Annotated in this window: 13 protein-coding genes; 9 read left to right on the top strand and 4 right to left on the bottom strand. The window is 73.5% G+C overall.

Translation table 11 applies throughout. The annotated features are described in order from the left end of the window. Positions 1-136: 136 nt before the first annotated feature. The 3 genes from ACFWV2_RS30810 to ACFWV2_RS30800 are packed head-to-tail and all read right to left on the bottom strand — an operon-like array spanning position 137 to position 2,884. Positions 137-364 (bottom strand): hypothetical protein, encoded by a 228-nt coding sequence (locus ACFWV2_RS30810; protein WP_056558822.1) that lies wholly within the window; start codon positions 362-364, stop codon positions 137-139. Between the two features lie 20 nt (positions 365-384). After that, a complete protein-coding gene (gene malQ / locus ACFWV2_RS30805) occupies positions 385-2,682 on the bottom strand; it encodes a 4-alpha-glucanotransferase (protein WP_384409962.1) in 2,298 nt (765 codons plus the stop codon). 1 nt (position 2,683) lies between these two features. Continuing rightward, positions 2,684-2,884, bottom strand: coding sequence for a hypothetical protein (locus ACFWV2_RS30800; RefSeq protein WP_384409959.1), 201 nt, complete (start codon positions 2,882-2,884; stop codon positions 2,684-2,686). Positions 2,885-3,119: 235 nt separating this feature from the next. On the opposite strand from ACFWV2_RS30800, the gene ACFWV2_RS30795 reads away from it, so the two are divergent. Further along, positions 3,120-6,362, top strand: a complete 3,243-nt coding sequence (locus ACFWV2_RS30795; protein WP_384409956.1) for a beta-N-acetylglucosaminidase domain-containing protein — start codon at positions 3,120-3,122, stop codon at positions 6,360-6,362. Positions 6,363-6,404: 42 nt separating this feature from the next. Here ACFWV2_RS30795 and ACFWV2_RS30790 read toward each other — a convergent pair whose 3' ends face one another. Further along, complete coding sequence (locus tag ACFWV2_RS30790) at positions 6,405-6,968, bottom strand: HNH endonuclease (RefSeq protein ID WP_384409953.1); 564 nt, start codon at positions 6,966-6,968, stop codon at positions 6,405-6,407. A gap of 313 nt (positions 6,969-7,281) precedes the next feature. On the opposite strand from ACFWV2_RS30790, the gene ACFWV2_RS30785 reads away from it, so the two are divergent. From ACFWV2_RS30785 to ACFWV2_RS30750, 8 genes are all read left to right on the top strand, one after another. After that, complete coding sequence (locus ACFWV2_RS30785; RefSeq protein ID WP_384409978.1) at positions 7,282-8,301, top strand: mechanosensitive ion channel family protein; 1,020 nt, start codon at positions 7,282-7,284, stop codon at positions 8,299-8,301. Positions 8,302-8,485: 184 nt separating this feature from the next. Beyond that, positions 8,486-9,700 carry an ROK family protein gene (locus ACFWV2_RS30780; protein ID WP_384409950.1) on the top strand — a complete coding sequence of 405 codons (1,215 nt, stop codon included), beginning with the start codon at positions 8,486-8,488 and terminating at the stop codon, positions 9,698-9,700. A 51-nt stretch (positions 9,701-9,751) separates the two neighbouring features. Then, positions 9,752-11,089, top strand: coding sequence for an ABC transporter substrate-binding protein (locus ACFWV2_RS30775; RefSeq protein ID WP_384409947.1), 1,338 nt, complete (start codon positions 9,752-9,754; stop codon positions 11,087-11,089). A 19-nt stretch (positions 11,090-11,108) separates the two neighbouring features. Then, a complete protein-coding gene (locus ACFWV2_RS30770) occupies positions 11,109-12,074 on the top strand; it encodes a carbohydrate ABC transporter permease (RefSeq protein WP_384409944.1) in 966 nt (321 codons plus the stop codon). A gap of 2 nt (positions 12,075-12,076) precedes the next feature. Next, positions 12,077-12,973, top strand: a complete 897-nt coding sequence (locus tag ACFWV2_RS30765; protein WP_384409941.1) for a carbohydrate ABC transporter permease — start codon at positions 12,077-12,079, stop codon at positions 12,971-12,973. Positions 12,974-12,980: 7 nt separating this feature from the next. Continuing rightward, the gene (locus ACFWV2_RS30760) at positions 12,981-14,246 is read left to right on the top strand and encodes a 6-phospho-beta-glucosidase (protein WP_384409939.1); all 1,266 of its coding nucleotides are present in this window, start codon (positions 12,981-12,983) and stop codon (positions 14,244-14,246) included. Then, positions 14,237-15,211: an N-acetylglucosamine kinase gene (locus tag ACFWV2_RS30755; protein WP_384409937.1), complete on the top strand. Its 975-nt coding sequence runs from the start codon at positions 14,237-14,239 to the stop codon at positions 15,209-15,211. Before ACFWV2_RS30760 ends, ACFWV2_RS30755 begins: the two co-directional genes overlap by 10 nt. Before the next feature lie 362 nt (positions 15,212-15,573). Beyond that, a complete protein-coding gene (locus ACFWV2_RS30750; protein WP_384409935.1) occupies positions 15,574-17,001 on the top strand; it encodes a hypothetical protein in 1,428 nt (475 codons plus the stop codon). Positions 17,002-17,011 lie beyond the last annotated feature (10 nt).

The following is a 17,011-nucleotide window of genomic DNA, read 5'->3' as shown; positions in this document are numbered from 1 at the left end:
ATTTTGTTTTAACGATCCAGGGCCCACGCTGCTCGCCCCCCCCGCCTGACCCCGGGCGACGGGTCGCCCCCCCGCGCGGGCGCCCCCGGGTACGTCGGTACCGTGCGGCGCCCTCGCGGAGCGGAAGAGGAGGCGGTCAGGCCTTCTTGGACTTGTCGAGCACCATCACGAGGCCGGCGATCACCAGGAACAGCACCAGCGGGGCGGCGACGAACAGACCGAGGGTCTCGATGACCTCCAGCTTGGGGGCCGGGTCGTCACCGTCGTCGCGGGTGAGCGCGAGCGCGGGGGACGACATGAGCAGCATCATCAGCGTCGTACCGGCCGCGAGCGAGCCGGCGCGCAGAGCGTTCTTCTTGTCCACGGTGCAAACGTAGCGAACCCCTAAACGGGGCGCGCGCCCGGGGGTGCCGTACGGGCGTCGGGGACCGGCGTGGGGACCTCCGGGGCCGGCGTGGAGGCGCTCGGGACCACCGAGGCGACGTCCGGAGTCGTCGTGGGGACGTCCGGGCTCGGCGTGGAGGCGCCGGCGACGTCCGGAGTCGCCGTGGGGACGTCCGGGGCCGTGGTGGCGCGGTCCGGGGCGGCCGTAGGGGCGTCCGGGATCGGCTTCGGGACGTCCGGGGCCGTCACGCGGGCGTGCAGTTCGCGTAGCAGGGCGTGGGCGCGGGGCGAGGCGACCAGGTGCTCCAGAGTGAGCGGCTGGCCGTCCGGGGCGGCGAGCGGGAGCCGCCAGTTCGGGTACTCGTCCCAGGTGCCCGGCAGGTTCTGCGGTCTGCGGTCCCCCACCGTGTCCGGCAGCCACACCCCCACCATGCGGGCCGGGGTGCCGAGCAGGAACCGGTGGACGGCCCTGATCTCGGCCTCCTCGTCCCCCGGGCCCTCCGGGAGCAGCCCGAGGCGCTGGAACAGGCCCAGCCACTCGGCGGTCTCGGCCCGGTCCAGTGCCCGCTCGCGCTCCAGGTCGCCGCCGAGCAGGCCGAGGCGGTGCCGCAGCGTGATGTGGTCGCCGGAGAGCTGGGCGGCCGTCGGCGGCAGGTCGTGGGTGGTGGCGGTGGCCACGCAGTCGGCGCGCCACCCGCCCGGGGGCAGCGGACGCTTCGTACCCGCCCAGTCCCGCTCGAACCAGAGCACGGAGGTCCCGAACACCCCGCTGCGGGCCAGCTCCTCGCGTACGCCGGGCTCGACCGTGCCGAGGTCCTCGCCGATGACGAGGGCCCCAGCGCGATGGGCTTCGAGGACGAGGACGGCGAGCATCGCCTCGGCGTCGTAGCGGACGTACGTTCCCCGGGTGGGCTCGTGGCCCTCCGGCACCCACCAGAGCCGGAACAGTCCCATCACGTGGTCGATGCGCAGCGCGCCCGCGTGGCGCAGGAGTTCCCGCAGGAGTCCTCGGTACGGGGCGTAGCCGGCGGCGGCCAGGGCGTCGGGGCGCCACGGGGGCAGGCCCCAGTCCTGGCCGCGGGAGTTGAAGGCGTCGGGCGGCGCGCCGACCGACATGCCGGCCGCGAAGGCCTCCTGCTGGGCCCAGGCGTCCGAGCCCTCCGGGTGGACGCCGACCGCCAGGTCGTGGACGATGCCGACCTCCATCCCGGCCTCGCGGGCGGCTGTGGCGGCCGCGGCCAGCTGCCGGTCCGTCAGCCAGGCGAGCCGGCAGTGGAAGTCGACCCGGGCGGCGAGGGCCGGGTCCTCGCACACGGCGGTCTCGGCCGTGCGCGGTTCGCGCAGTTCCTCGGGCCAGTCGCGCCAGTGGGGGCCGTGCCGCTCGGCGAGGGCCTGGTAGGTGGCGTGGTCCTCCAGGGCCCGGCCGCGCGCGGCGAGGAAGTCGTGGAAGTCGGCGCGCCGCCCGGGGCCGAGCTCCACGGTCTCGACGACGAGTTCGAGAGCCCGCCGCTTGAGCTCCCACACGGCGTCCCGGTCGATCACCGCCCCCTTGCCGAGGACCCGCTCCCGCAGCTCGGCCGCCTCGGCGAGGATCCGGTCGAGCTCCTCGCGGTGCTCGGGGCCGACGAGGGCGTACTCGGGGATCTCCTCGATCCGCAGATGGACGGGGTCGGGGAAGCGGCGCGAGGAGGGGCGGTACGGGGACGGGTCGCCGGGCGCGCCGGGCACGCCCGCGTGGAGCGGGTTGACCTGGACGAAACCGGCGCCGTGGGTGCGGCCCGCCCAGGTGACGAGTTCCCGCAGGTCCCCGAGGTCGCCCATGCCCCAGGAGCGGGTGGAGAGCAGTGAGTAGAGCTGGACGAGGAGGCCGTAGGCGCGACGCCCGGGGCCCGGAACGCGCGCGGGGCTCACGATCAGGGTGCTGACGGCCGCGCGCCCGTCGGGGGCCTGCGCCTCGACCGTGTGGACGCCGAGGGGCAGCCGTTCCCAGTCCTCGCCGGTGACGACGGCGCCGTCCTCGGTGGTGACCCGGAGCCGGGTGCCGGGCGGCAGGTCGGCGGGCGGGCGGACGGGCGCTCCGCCGCGCCGCAGGACCAGCGTCGGGGGCAGCAGGCGCTCCCGGTCGGCCCGTTCCGCCGCGTCGAGGGCGGCGGTGACCGCTTCCGGCGTGGCCGCGTCGACGCCGAGAGCGGCGAGGACCGCCACGACGGTCGCGTCCGGGACGGGCACGGTGACGCCTTCGGAGGGGCTGTACGCGGTGGCGACGCCGTGACGGGCGGCGAGACGGGCCAGGGTCACTTCACACTCCGGGGGACTCCGTGCCGCCCGCGCTGCCGGGGGCGGTGGGTTCGCTGGTGAGGGGGGCCGCCTCGGTCAGGGGCGGTTCGCTGGTGAGGGGGGCGGCGTCGGGGAGGGGCGGTTCGCTGGTCAGCGGTTCGCCGGCGGGGGCCGGCTGCTGCGGCATCCGTATCCGTCCGAGGTGGGGGGCGGTGGTGGTCACGGGGGTCTCCCGGTTTCGTCTCGACAGGTGGGACCAGGGGTAACGACGGAGACCTACCCACCGCACCTCGTTTTACCGGCGGAGAGTGGTGAAGTGATGTCACCTCGCCGACGGCTCGCCGGGCAAAGGCGACACATCGGCCACGCACATTGACACCTCAGTACGACGGGTGGTGGGCTCGTGACCCACTCGTGACCAACCGGCGGAGCAGCCGGCACCGCCGAAGGGAGACCCCGTGCACCTCGGGCGCAGGAAGCGCACGGCGACGGCCGTGGCCGCCGCCGTCATCGGCGGCCTCCTCGGCGGCGCGGCTCCGGGCCCGGCCCAGGCGACCCCGAGGGCGCCGCTGCCCCTCCGCGCCCCCACAGCCCCGCCGGTGCCCACCGCGCTCCTCGGCGCCGTGGCCCCTCTGTCCCCGGCGGCGCCGGTGGCGCCGGTGGCCCCACGGGCCCCGAAGGCACCACTCACACCACTGTCACCACTGGTCCCGGTGTTTCCGGCCGTCCCGGCGACGGACAGCCCCTCCGTCTGGCCCCGGCCGCAGTCGCTTGCCGCCGGCGGGCCCTCCGTACGGCTCGGGGACGAGGTGACGCTGGTCGCGGACGACGACGCCGATCCGTACGCCCTCGACGCGCTGCGCGAGCTGCTGCGGGCCGCCGGGGTGCGGACCGTCCACGCCGGGCTCCCGGGCCGCGGGCCCGTCCTGCGGGCCTCGGGCCACTCGGGCGAGGCCGCAGGGAAGGCGTTGACCGCCCTGCGCGTGCCCGACCGGCTCGATCTGCCGCGCGGCGGCTACCGGATCGCCACGGGACGCCTCGAAGGCCGCGACACGGTCGTCCTCGACGGGGTGGGCGAGGACGGTCTGTTCCACGCCGTGCAGACACTGCGTCAGCTCCTCGGCGCCGGCCGGGAGGTCCCCGGGGTCGTCGTGCGCGACTGGCCGGGCACGGCCGAGCGCGGGATCACCGAGGGCTTCTACGGCCGCCCCTGGACCGCCGAGCAGCGGCTCGCCCAGATCGACTTCCTCGGCCGGACCAAGCAGAACCTCTATCTGTACGCGCCCGGCGACGACCCCTACCGGGGGGTGCAGTGGCGCGAGCCCTACCCGGCCGCGCAGCAGGAGGAGTTCCGCGCACTCGCCGAGCGGGCCCGCGCCCGGCACGTGACGCTCGGCTGGGCGGTGGCGCCCGCCCAGTCCATGTGCCTGTCGTCGGCAGGCGACCTGAGGGCGCTGACCGGGAAACTCGACGCCATGTCGGAGCTCGGGGTGCGCGCCTTCCAGCTCCAGTTCCAGGACGCCTCGTACGACGAGTGGCACTGCGACCGGGACGCCGACACCTTCGGTCGCGGTCCCGAGGCGGCCGCCGCCGCCCACGCGCGCGTGGCGAACGCGGTCGCCCGCCACCTCGCCGAACGGCATCCCGGCGCCGAACCGCTGACCGTGATGCCGACGGAGTACTACCAGGACGGCACGACCGCGTACCGCGCGAAGCTCGCCGAGGCGCTCGACACGGACGTGCGGGTGGCGTGGACGGGCGTCGGCGTCGTGCCGCGCACGATCACCGGCGGCGAACTGGCCGGGGCGCGCGGTGCGCTGCGCCACCCGCTGGTCACCATGGACAACTACCCGGTCAACGACTACGCGCAGGACCGTCTCTTCCTGGGCCCCGCCACCGGCCGCGAGCCGGCTGTGGCGGCCGGCTCCGCCGCCTTCCTCGCCCACGCCATGGAGCAGCCCGCGGCCTCCCGCATCCCTCTCTTCACCGCCGCCGACTACGCCTGGAACCCGCGCGGCTACCGCCCCCAGGAGTCCTGGCGGGCGGCCGTCGACGACCTGGCGGGCCCGGAGCCGGCCGCCCGCGAGGCGCTGCGGGCGCTCGCCGGGAACGGCGCCTCATCGGTCCTCGACCCGGCGGGCGAATCGGCCTACCTGAAGCCGCTCCTGACCGCCTTCTGGGCCTCCGGGGCGGGCGGCGACGGCGCGGCCCGGCAGCGGGCGGCCGAGGAACTGCGGGCCGCGTTCACCGTGATGAGGGAGACCCCCGAGCGGCTCGCGGACACCGCCGGCGGCGCCCTCGACGACGAGACCGGCCCCTGGCTCGACCAGCTCTCCCGGTACGGCCTGGCGGGCGAGACGGCCGTCGACATGCTGACGGCGCAGTCGGCCGGTGACGGCGCGGCGGCCTGGCGGGCACAGCTGCGCCTGGAAGGGCTGCGGAAGGAGCTGGGGGCGAGCCGGGTGACGGTCGGGGCGGGGGTGCTCGACCCGTTCCTCACGCGCGCGGTGGAGCGGGCGGCGGCGTGGACCGGCGCCGACCGGACCCCGGCGGCCCGCGCCGACCGTGCCACCGGCTCCTACACCGTGCGGCTCGACCGGGCCCGGCCCGTGGAGGCCCTGACGGTGATGGCCGAGCCGGCCGCGGCGGGCGCACCGGGCACGGACGCGCGCGTGGAGGCGTACGTCCCCGGCGAGGGCTGGCGGCCGCTCGGTCCGCTGTCGGCGTCCGGCTGGACGCAGACCGGGCTCAAGGGGCTGAGGGCCGAGGCGCTGCGGGTGGTGTGGAGCGGCGGGGGCCCGGCTCCCGAGGTGCGTTCCCTGGTGCCGTGGTTCGCGGACGGGCCGCGTGCGGGTCTCGACCTGTCCCGTACGGAGACGGACGCGGAGATCGGCGGCCCGGCCCAGCGGGTGGACGTGGAGCTGTCGGGCCGGCGCGCCGGGGTGGTGCGCGGGCCGCTGACGGCGAAGGCCCCGAAGGGGATCACGGTCCGGCTGCCGAAGCAGGCGGCGGTGGAGCGCGGCGCGCGGACGACCGTCCCCCTCGAGGTGTCGGTGGCGCCGGACGTCCCCACGGGCGCGTACCGGGTGCCGGTGTCGTTCGCGGGCGAGGAGCGGGTCCTGACGGTACGGGCCTTCCCCCGTACGGCGGGCCCGGACCTGGCGCGGACGGCGACGGCCTCGTCGTCGGGCGACGAGACGGCGGACTTCCCGGCGTCCTCCGCGGTGGACGGCGATCCGGCGACCCGCTGGTCCTCCCCGGCGCAGGACGGCGCCTGGTGGCAGCTGGAGCTGCCCCGGCCCGCCCGGATAGGGCAGGTGGTGCTGCACTGGCAGGACGCGTACGCCTCGCGCTACCGGGTCCAGGTATCGGCCGACGGGCGGGTCTGGCGTACGGCGGCGACGGTCGAGGCCGGCCGGGGCGGCCGGGAGTCGGTCCGGATGGACGCGGCGGACACGCGCTTCGTGCGCGTGCAGGGCGAGAAGCGGGCGACCCGGTACGGCTACTCGCTCTGGACGGTGGAGACGTACGCCGTGGCGGCCCCTCCCGAGAAGCCGGTCCGCCCTGCCGAGGACGCGACCCCTCCCGCCCAGGAGGCGACCGGGGCCGCACCGCAGGAGCCGTCGGATCCTGCCGAGGGCGCGACGCGGGAGCCGTCGGGCCTTCCCGCGGGCGCGCCGGAGGAGCGGCCCGCCCCCTGAGGTGCGCGCCGCTCCCGGCCTCCCGTACGCGAAAGGCCCGGCTCAACCCGTCGTCAGCGCCCTCACTGGGGCCTCGGCGACGGCGTCGATCCGGGCCATCACGTCCTCGGCGCCGTAGGCCTCGAGGTACGGCAGCCAGCGCGGGTCCCGGTGTCCGGTCCCGATGATCCGCCAGGCCAGGCCGGTCGGCGGGGCCGGCGGGTGGCGCAGCCGCCAGCCGATCTCGCGCAGGTGCCGGTCGGCCTTGACGTGGTTGCAGCGGCGGCAGGCCGCCACCACGTTGTCCCAGGCGTGCGTGCCCCCGCGGCTGCGGGGGATGACGTGGTCGACGCTGGTCGCGACGGCCCCGCAGTACATGCAGCGCCCGCCGTCCCGGGCGAAGAGGGCTCTGCGGGTCAAGGGAACGGGCCCCCGGTAGGGGACCCGCACGAAGCGTTTCAGTCGCACCACGCTGGGCGCGGGGACGACTTGGGTCTCGCTGTGCAGGAAGGCGCCGGATTCCTCGAGGCAGAGAGCCTTGTTCTCCAGTACGAGGACGAGTGCGCGGCGGAGCGGTACGACGCCGAGCGGCTCGTACGACGCGTTGAGGACCAGGACATGCGGCACGGATGCCTCCTATGACGCCGGCGGCGCGTGGCTCGCGCCGGGACGAACTGCTCTCAGTTTCTCCTCATGCCTGGTCGGAACGCCACCACGTATGCGGGATCGGGGTGACGGGCCGGGGGTGTTCTCGACCACATCGGCATGCCTGTCCTCCTCTCTCTGTCCCTCTGTCTGCCCGGGTGAGGTCGGTCTCTCCCTCGAACAGGACAACGGGACCACCCCCGCCGTCCCGTTACTGTGGATGGCCTGCGTACGCGATGCCTGGAGGTCTTCCGTGTCCTGGTCCGCCCTGGCGGCTGCCACCGAACCCGAGCCGATGCCGGCGACCCTGGACGAGGCGGCGGAGAGGGCCACGAACGCGGCCAGCTGGGTGGAGCAGAACTGGTCCACCTGGCTGAACACCGGGTTGCGGATCCTGCTGATCCTGGTCGTCGCGGTGCTGCTCCGGATGGCGTTCCGCCGTGCCCTGACGAGGCTGATCGAGCGGATGAACCGTTCGGCGCAGGCCGTGGAGGGCACGGCCCTCGGCGGTCTCCTGGTCAACACCGAGCGGCGGCGTCAGCGCTCGGAGGCGATCGGCTCGGTGCTGCGTTCGGTGGCGTCCTTCCTGATCCTGGGCACGGCCGGACTGATGGTCCTCGGCGCGTTCAAGATCGATCTCGCGCCGTTGCTCGCCTCGGCCGGTGTCGCCGGTGTGGCGATCGGTTTCGGCGCGAGGAACCTCGTGACGGACTTCCTGTCGGGCGTCTTCATGATCCTTGAGGACCAGTACGGCGTCGGTGACTCGGTCGACGCGGGCGTGGCATCCGGCGAGGTCGTCGAGGTGGGCCTGCGGGTGACGAAGCTGCGCGGCGAGGACGGCGAGATCTGGTACGTGCGCAACGGCGAGATCAAGCGGATCGGGAACCTCAGCCAGGGCTGGGCGACGGCCGGCGTCGACGTGACGGTCCGGCCGACGGAGGACCTGGACCGGGTGCGCTCGGTGATCATGGAGGCGGCGGAGGCCATGGCGAAGGAAGAGCCGTGGAACGAGCGTCTGTGGGGTCCGGTGGAGGTCCTCGGTCTGAACGAGGTGCTCCTCGACTCGATGACCGTCCGGGTCGCGGCGAAGACGATGCCGGGCAAGGCGCTCTCCGTGGAGCGCGAGCTGCGCTGGCGCATCAAGAAGGGCCTGGACGAGGCGGGCATCCGCATCGTGGGCGGTCTCCCGGCGCAGGCCGAGGAGGCGGGGGCCGATCCGACCGCCGGCATGGCGGCCCCGTCGGCGTTCGCCTCGACGACGTCGCCGCAGTCGGCCGCGGCCACTCCGCTGCCGAGGTCCGATCTCGCCAAGTAGGACGTACGGGATACCCCGGCCGGCGTACGGGTCGGCAGGACGCCCCCGCGGGTAACGCTTCGGTTGCCTTCGGGGGCGTCCCGCGTGTCCGGGTATTGACGCCCGGCGACCGCCGCCTTACCTTCCTTCCAACCGAATAGGAAACTTTCCTAACAGTGTTGGTCCGAAGGCAGGTGCGACCGTCATGGCCGGTACGACCCCGGGAACCCCCGGCACACCGCGCGTCCTGCGTGCCATGAACGACCGGGCCGCCCTCGACCTGCTCCTGGAGCACGGCCCGCTCTCGCGCACCCGGATCGGCAAGCTCACCGGCCTGTCCAAGCCGACCGCTTCCCAGCTGCTCGCTCGCCTCGAAGCGGCCGGTCTCGTCGTCGCCACCGGCACCACCGAGGGCCGCCCCGGCCCGAACGCCCAGCTCTACGCCGTGAACGCGCGGGCCGCGTACGCCGCGGGACTCGACGTCAACCAGCACCGCGTCCACGCCGCCGTCGCCGACGTCACCGGCACGATCGTCGGCGAGTACGAGCTCCGCACCCCCGGCCGATCCTCGTCCGGCGTCGTCCGCCAGATCACCGGCGCCCTCGACGGTGCCGCGGAGGCGGCCGGGATCACCCGCGAGGAGGTCCGGCGCCTGGTCATCGGCACCCCCGGCGCCTTCGACCCGGCCACCGGGCGCCTGCGGTACGCCTCCCACCTGCCCGGCTGGCACTCCCCCACCCTCCTGGAGGAGCTGGCCGCCGTCCTGCCCATGCCGTTCGAGTACGAGAACGACGTCAACCTCGTCGCCGTCGCCGAGCAGCGCGTGGGCGCCGCCCGCGGCCACGACGACTTCGCCCTGCTGTGGAACCAGGAGGGCCTCGGCGCCGCCCTCGTCCTCGGCGGACGCCTCCACCGCGGCTTCACCGGCGGCGCCGGCGAGGTCGGCTTCCTGCCCGTGCCCGGCACCCCGCTCGTACGGCAGGTCACCAAGGCCAACTCCGGCGGCTACCAGGAACTCGCGGGCGTCCAGGCCGTCCCCCGGATCGCCCGCGCCCTCGGGATCGACACGCCCGAACAGCCCTTCGTCCCGGTCGCGTCCTCCCTGCTCGGCCACGCCGCCGAGGCCCACGGCGAGGACCCCCGGTACGCGCAGCTGCTCGATCAGTACGCCGAGCGGGTCGCCACCGGGCTCGCCTCGATCGTCGCCGTCCTCGACCCCGAGCTGATCGTGCTGTCCGGTGACGTCCTCGTCGCCGGCGGCGAACCCCTGCGCGCCCGCGTGCAGTCCGAACTCGCCGACCTCGCCGCCTCCCGGCCACGGCTCGTCCTCAGCGCCGTACCCGAGCGGCCCGTCCTGCGCGGCGCCCTCGAAAGCGCCCTCGCCACCACCCGCGACGAGGTCTTCGACACCTCGCGCTGACCCAACCGCCCTTCCCCCCCCGTAAGCCCTCCGCCACAGGGAGACACCGCCATGCCCGTACGCGCCCGCAGAGTCGCCGTCGCCCTCGCCGCCACCGCCTCGATCGCCCTCCTCACCTCCGCCTGTACGGGCTCCGCGGACGACGCGGCCTCCGACGACCCCAAGGCGGAGACGACCATCACCTTCTGGCACGGCTGGTCGGCGCCGTCCGAGGTCAAGGCGATCAAGGACAACGTCGCCCGCTTCGAGAAGGCCCACCCGAACATCAAGGTGAAGGTCGTCGGCAACATCAACGACGACAAGCTCAGCCAGGCGCTCCGCGCGGGGGGTTCGAACGGGCCGGACGTGGCCGCCTCCTTCACCACGTCCAACGTCGGCAAGTTCTGCCACACCGGCGCGCTCGCCGACCTGGGGCCCTTCCTGGAGAAGGACAAGGTCGACCTGGACAAGACCTTCTCCAAGGTCCTCCAGGACTACACCCGGTTCGAGGGCAGGCGCTGCGCGCTGCCGCTGCTCTCCGACGCGTACGGGCTCTACTACAACAAGGACGCCTTCGAGGCGGCCGGCATCCCCGCGCCGCCGAAGACCTGGTCGGAGTTCACGCGGGTCGCGAAGAAACTGACCAAGGAGAAGGGCGACAGCTACGAGCAGCTCGGCTTCATGCCGAACTACCTCGGCTACGAGACGGTCCCCAGCCACTACATGTCGCAGTGGAAGCACACGTACTTCGACGCGAACGGGAAGTCGAACCTCGCCAAGGACCCCGGCTTCGCCAAGATGCTGACCTATCAGAAGTCGCTGGTCGACGGCCTGGGCGGGTTCGAGAAACTGGACAGGTACCGCACCACCTTCGGTGACGAGTGGGGCGCCAAGCACCCCTTCCACACCGGCCAGGTCGCCATGCAGCTCGACGGCGAGTGGCGGCTGAACTTCATCAAGGACGCCAAGGTCCCCTTCGAGGTCGGCGTCGCGCCGCTGCCCGTCGCGGACGACGAGGTGGCCGAGTACGGCAAGGGCTACCTGTCCGGCACGATCATCGGCCTCGCCCCGCAGAGCAAGAAGCAGAACGCGGCCTGGGAACTGATCAAGTACATGACCATGGACACCGAAGCCGTGGTCCAGTTCGCCAACGACATCGGCAACGTCCCCTCCACCCTGGAGGCCCTGAAGTCGCCGAACCTGAAGGTCGACGCGCGCTTCAAGGTCTTCCTGGACATCGCCCGGCACCCCGCGTCCTCCACCTCCGACGGCGCGGTGAACGGCAGCACCTACCAGGACACCTTCCAGGACTTCGCCCAGAAGTACGAGAAGGGCGAGGTCAAGGACCTGAAGAAGGGTCTTGAGGAGACCGCCGCCCAGATCGACCGCGACATCGCGCAGGCGAAGTAAGGCCCGGGACCGGTACCTCATGTCCACCGACACCCACCTCGCGGGGCGCAGGGCGGCGCTGCGGTCGAAGCGCGTACGCGGCGCGCTGCGCACCACGGCGTTCATGTCGCCCTGGCTGATCGGCTTCGGCTTCTTCTTCGCGTACCCGCTCGCCTCGACCGTCTACTTCTCGCTGATGAAGTACGACGGCATCAACCCGCCGACCTGGCGGGGCCCGGACAACTGGACGTACGTCTTCGCCGACCTGCCGAAGTTCTGGCCGGCGATGGAGAACACCCTCTGGCTCGCCGTCGTCATGGTCGCCTGCCGGGTGGTGTTCGGCCTCGGCGTCGGCCTGCTCGTCACCAGGATCAAGACGGGCGCGGGGATCTTCCGCACCCTGTTCTACCTGCCCTACCTGGCTCCGCCGGTCGCCGCGACGCTGGCCTTCGTCTTCCTGCTCAACCCGGGCACGGGACCGGTCAACTCGCTCCTCGAAGCCGTCGGCGTCCCCGCGCCCTCCTGGTTCAACGACACCGCGTGGGCCAAGCCGGCCCTGACCGTCCTCGCCGTGTGGGGCGTCGGGGACCTCATGGTCATCTTCATGGCCGCGCTGCTCGACGTCCCGAAGGAGCAGTACGAGGCGGCGGAGCTGGACGGGGCCTCGGCCTGGCAGCGGTTCCGCTACATCACCCTGCCGAACATCTCGCCGATCGTGCTCTTCGCGGTCGTCACCGGGATCATCGGCGCGATGCAGTACTACACCCAGCCGATCGTGGCCGCCAAGGTCGCGTCCGGGGTGATGGGCGGCTCGGGCCAGACCTTCGAACCGGGCTACCCCGACGACTCCACGCTGACCCTGCCGCAGCTGGTCTACAACCTCGGCTTCGGCCGCTTCGACTACGGCGCCGCCAGCGTCGTGGCCCTCGTCCTGTTCGCCCTCTCCATGGCCTTCACCGCGCTGCTCATGCGCCGGCGGGGCGGCCTGATCGGCTCGGGTGACTGATCATGACCTCCGTATCCACCCTCGACCGTCCCGTGCGCGGTGCGTCCGCGATGGCCGCCGAGAAGTCGGCCCGGCGCAAGGCGCTCCTGCACTGGATCGCCGTGCACTCCCTCGGGATCGCCGCGGCCCTGTTCTTCGTGCTGCCGTTCGTCTTCGTCCTCCTGACGTCGCTGATGAGCGACCAGCAGGCACTGACCCGGGACCTCACCCCGAACAGCTGGCACTGGGACAACTACGTCCGGGTGTTCCGGACGGAGGGCTTCCTCGACTGGTGGAAGAACTCCCTGCTGTACGCGGGGCTCGGCACCGCCCTCGTCGTGGTGTCCTCGGTGCCCGTGGCGTACGCGCTCGCCAAGTTCCGCTTCCGCGGCCGGCATCTGTCGCTGCTGCTCGTCATCTCGATGATGATGCTGCCGCCGCAGGTCGTCGTCATCCCGATGTACCTGTTCTGGGCCAAGCAGATGGACCTCTCCGGCACGCTGTGGCCGCTGATCGTCCCGATGGCCTTCGGCGACGCCTTCGCGATCTTCCTGCTGCGCCAGTTCCTGCTGACCATCCCGAACGAGTACATCGAAGCGGCACGGATCGACGGCTGCGGCGAACTGCGCACCCTGCTCCGGGTCGTGCTCCCGATGGCGAAGCCCGGCGTCGCCGCCGTGGCGCTGTTCCACTTCTTCTCCTGCTGGAACGACTACTTCGGGCCGCAGATCTACACCTCGGAGAACCCGGCGGCGTACACGCTGAGTTACGGCCTGGAGTCCTTCAAGGGCGCGCACCACACCGACTGGAATCTGACCATGGCCGCGACCGTCCTGGTCATGGCCCCTGTGATCCTCGTCTTCTTCTTCGCCCAGAAGGCGTTCGTCGAGGGAGTCACACTGACCGGAGTGAAGGGCTGACTCACACATGAAGCTCACTGTCGTGGGGGGCGGTTCCACCTACACCCCCGAACTCGTGGACGGCTTCGCGCGCCTGCGCGACACCCTGCCCGTCACCGAACTCGTCCTCGTCGACCCGGCCGCCGAGCGGCTCGACCTGGTCGGCGGGCTCGCCCGGCGGATCTTCGCCAAACAGGACCACGCGGGGAAGGTCGACACCACCACCGACCTCGACGCCGGGGTCGAGGGCGCCGACGCCGTCCTGCTCCAGCTGCGGGTCGGCGGCCAGGCCGCCCGGCAGCAGGACGAGACCTGGCCGCTGGAGTGCGGCTGCGTCGGCCAGGAGACCACCGGCGCCGGCGGGCTCGCCAAGGCGCTCCGTACCGTCCCCGTGGTCCTGGACATCGCGGAACGGGTACGGCGTGCCAACCCCGACGCCTGGATCATCGACTTCACCAACCCCGTCGGCATCGTCACGCGCGCGTTGCTCCAGGCCGGGCACAAGGCCGTCGGCCTGTGCAACGTGGCGATCGGCTTCCAGCGCAAGTTCGCGGGACTCCTCGGCGTGGCCCCGTCCGAGATCCACCTGGACCACGTCGGGCTGAACCACCTGACCTGGGAGACGGCTGTACGGATCGGGGGCCCCGAGGGCGAGAACGTGCTGCCCCGGCTGCTCGCCGAACACGGCGACGCGGTCGCCGGCGACCTGCGCCTGCCGCTGCCGGTCCTGGACCGGCTCGGCGTCGTCCCCTCCTACTACCTGCGCTACTTCTACGCGCACGACGAGGTGGTGCGGGAGCTCGGCACGAAGCCCTCACGGGCCGCCGAGGTCGCCGCGATGGAGAAGGAACTCCTGGAGATGTACGGGGACCCGGACCTGGACGAGAAGCCGGCACTGCTCGGCAAGCGCGGGGGCGCCTTCTACTCGGAGGCGGCCGTGGACCTGGCGGCCTCCCTGCTCGGCGGAGGCGGCTCGCCGTACCAGGTGGTGAACACGTACAACAACGGGACGCTCCCGTTCCTGCCGGACGACGCCGTCATCGAGACCCAGGCGGCGGTGGGCCCCCAGGGTGCCGCGCCGCTCCCCGTCGCGCCGGTCGACCCGCTGTACGCCGGCCTGATCGCGAACGTCACGGCCTACGAGGACCTGGCGCTCGAAGCAGCGCTGCGCGGTGGCCGCGACCGGGTGTTCAAGGCGCTGCTCGCGCACCCGCTGGTGGGACAGTTCGCGTACGCCGACGGGCTCACCGACCGGCTGATCGCGCACAACCGGGAGCACCTCGCGTGGGCGTGACCGGAACCCTGCTGGCCATCGACGCCGGCAACAGCAAGACCGACGTCGCGGTCCTCGGCGCGGACGGCACCGTCCTCGGCGCGGCCCGCGGCGGCGGGTTCCAGCCGCCTCTGGTGGGGGTGGCGGCGGCGGTCGACGCGCTGGCGGAGACCGTCGGCCGGGCGGGCGCCGAGGCGGGGGTCCCGGCCTCGTTCGCCCATGTGTCGGCCTGTCTCGCCAACGCCGACCTGCCCGTCGAGGAGAGCGCGCTGCGGGCCGCACTCCTCGGCAGGGGCTGGAGCCGGTCGGTCCGGGTGCACAACGACACCTTCGCGATCCTGCGGGCGGGGCTCGACGAGCCGCGCGGTGTGGCGGTGGTGTGCGGGGCCGGGATCAACTGCGTCGGGATGACCCCGGACGGCAGGACCGCGCGCTTCCCCGCGATCGGGAAGATCTCCGGGGACTGGGGCGGCGGCAGCGGCCTGGCCGAGGAGGCGCTCTGGTTCGCGGCGCGCGCCGAGGACGGGCGGGGTGAGCCGACCGAGCTGGCGCGGGCTCTGCCGGCGCACTTCGGCCTGGAGACGATGTACGCGCTGATCGAGGCGCTGCACCTGGGCCGGGTGCCCATCGCGCGGCGGCACGAGCTGACGCCCGTGCTGTTCCGGGTGAGCGCGGCCGGGGACCCGGTCGCCCTGTCGCTGGTGCACCGGCTCGCCGAGGAGGTCGTGGCCCTGTCGGCGGTCGCCCTCGGGCGGCTCGGTCTGCTGGACGAGGAGGCTCCGGTGATGCTGGGCGGCAGCGTGCTCGCCGCGCGCCACCCGCAGCTGGAGGGGCGGATCCTCGACCTCCTCGCCGAGCGGGCGCCGAAGGCCGTCGTCGGCTTCGTGACGGCGCCGCCGGTCCTCGGGGCAGGGCTGCTCGCCCTGGACGAGACGGGTGCGGGTCCGGAGGCGGCGGCCCGGCTGCGGGGGCACTACGGGTCCTGAGACGTGGCCGGTGGCGGGGCGTTCCCGCCTCTCCGAGGGGGCGCCCCGCAGGCATGTTCACCTGTTCGAGCGACGCCGGATACGGAACCGATCCGGGCCCGGCGACGTATTCAAGGTGAGGGGTCATGGGGGGTCATGAGCGGTCACGAGGGGGCGTGAGGGCGGCATGAGGGGGTCCTGAGGGGGTTCGCCCGCGGATGTGCCGGAGGCATACGGCAGGATAAGAACAAGATCGCGTCAATACCGGTGTGCGGACGGCCCCCTGGGGCCATACTGCTGGCCGGGTGGTCGTCCACCGTCGGCCGGTGGTCACCGCAGGACCGGCCGGACGGGCCGACGTCAGCGACCGAGTGGGAGGTCAAGTGACACACCCGCCGAACGCGCCCGCCGCCTCGGCTGCGCGGAGCACGGCAGCCGCGCCCGTACGCCCGGTCGGCGTGCCCGCGCAGCCGTCGCCCGAACCCGGCGCCGTCCCGCCCGCGGGGCGCGGGGCTCTGGCCGTGGGACGGGAGCGGCTGCGGGTCGCCGCCACGACCGAGCCCGGCCGGCTCCAGATCCTCGGCGCCGTCCTCGCGCTGCTCGTCGTCGCGTTCGGGGCCGTCACCGCCCTCCAGGTCGACGACCGGGCCACCGCCGCCGACGACGTCGTCAGCCGCAGCCAGCCGCTGTCCGCCGACGCCGCCGCGATCTACCGTTCCCTCGCCGACGCCGACACCACCGCCGCCAGCGGCTTCCTCGCGGGCACCCTGGAGCCGGCGGACTCGCGCGCGCGGTACGACCGGGACATCGCGACCGCCGCCCGGCTCCTCGTCAAGGCGGCAGCGGGCACCGGCGGTTCGAGCCAGTCGGCCCGTGAGATCGCCACCCTCAACCAGCAGCTCCCCCGCTACACGGGCCTGGTCGAGCGCGCGCGGGCAGCCAACCGGCAGGGCCTCCCGCTGGGCGGGGCCTATCTGCGGTACGCCAACCAGCAGATGACCAGCACGCTGCTGCCCGCCGCGGAGCGGTTGTACGCGGCGGAGACCGTACGGCTCCAGGAGGACGACGAGTCGGCCGGCACCTGGCCGTTCCTCGCCCTCGGCCTCGGGCTGCTCACCCTCGCCGTCCTCGGCTGGGCGCAGCGCCGCAACTACGTCAGGACGCACCGGGTCTTCAACCACGGGCTGCTCGCCGCCACCGCCGCCACCGTGGTCGTCATGGTCTGGCTCCTCGCCGCGCACACGGTCGCGCGCAGCGGGCTCGACAGCGCGCGGGCACACGGACAGGAGTCCCTCCAGGTCCTCAACTCGGCGCGGATCAGCTCGCTCACGGCACGCGCCAACGAGAACCTGACCCTGGTCGCCCGGGGCGCCGTCCTCACCGAGGACGGCAAGAACGACAAGTACGAGGCGGAGTACACGGCGAGCATGGACGCCCTGACGACCGCGCTCGCCACGGCGCGCGAGCGTGCCGACGACGACGCCGGCCGGACCCCGGTCGACGAGGCCGCCTCCCGCACGGGCGAGTGGCAGAAGCGCCACAAGGACGCCCGCGCGAAGGACGAGGCCGGGGACTTCGACGGCGCGCTGAGCCGGATCGTCGGGTCGGAGGAGTCGACGGGGCAGTCCTTCGACCAGGTCGACGCCGCCCTCGAGCGCGCCCTGGCGCACGAACAGGCCGAGTTCACCCGCTCCGCCGGGGACGCCAGGGACGCGCTGGCGGCACTGCCCCTGGGCGCGGCGGCCCTCGGGATCCTGGGCGCGGCCGGCGCCGTGCTCGGCATCAACCGCAGACTGTCGGAGTACCGGTGAGAGGGGGCGG

This window comes from Streptomyces sp. NPDC058671 (genome assembly GCF_042716475.1).
Classification (GTDB): domain Bacteria; phylum Actinomycetota; class Actinomycetes; order Streptomycetales; family Streptomycetaceae; genus Streptomyces.
The sequence above is the reverse complement of the archived record's forward strand: the minus strand, read 5'-3'. Positions and strand labels throughout refer to the sequence as shown.

Coding starts and splice junctions, on each gene's coding strand:
- ACFWV2_RS30780 (WP_384409950.1), top strand. CDS start 8,486: ATGGCCGGTACGACCCCGGGAACCCCCGGCACACCGCGCGTCCTGCGT.
- ACFWV2_RS30785 (WP_384409978.1), top strand. CDS start 7,282: ATGCCGGCGACCCTGGACGAGGCGGCGGAGAGGGCCACGAACGCGGCC.
- ACFWV2_RS30765 (WP_384409941.1), top strand. CDS start 12,077: ATGACCTCCGTATCCACCCTCGACCGTCCCGTGCGCGGTGCGTCCGCG.
- ACFWV2_RS30760 (WP_384409939.1), top strand. CDS start 12,981: ATGAAGCTCACTGTCGTGGGGGGCGGTTCCACCTACACCCCCGAACTC.
- ACFWV2_RS30775 (WP_384409947.1), top strand. CDS start 9,752: ATGCCCGTACGCGCCCGCAGAGTCGCCGTCGCCCTCGCCGCCACCGCC.
- ACFWV2_RS30770 (WP_384409944.1), top strand. CDS start 11,109: ATGTCCACCGACACCCACCTCGCGGGGCGCAGGGCGGCGCTGCGGTCG.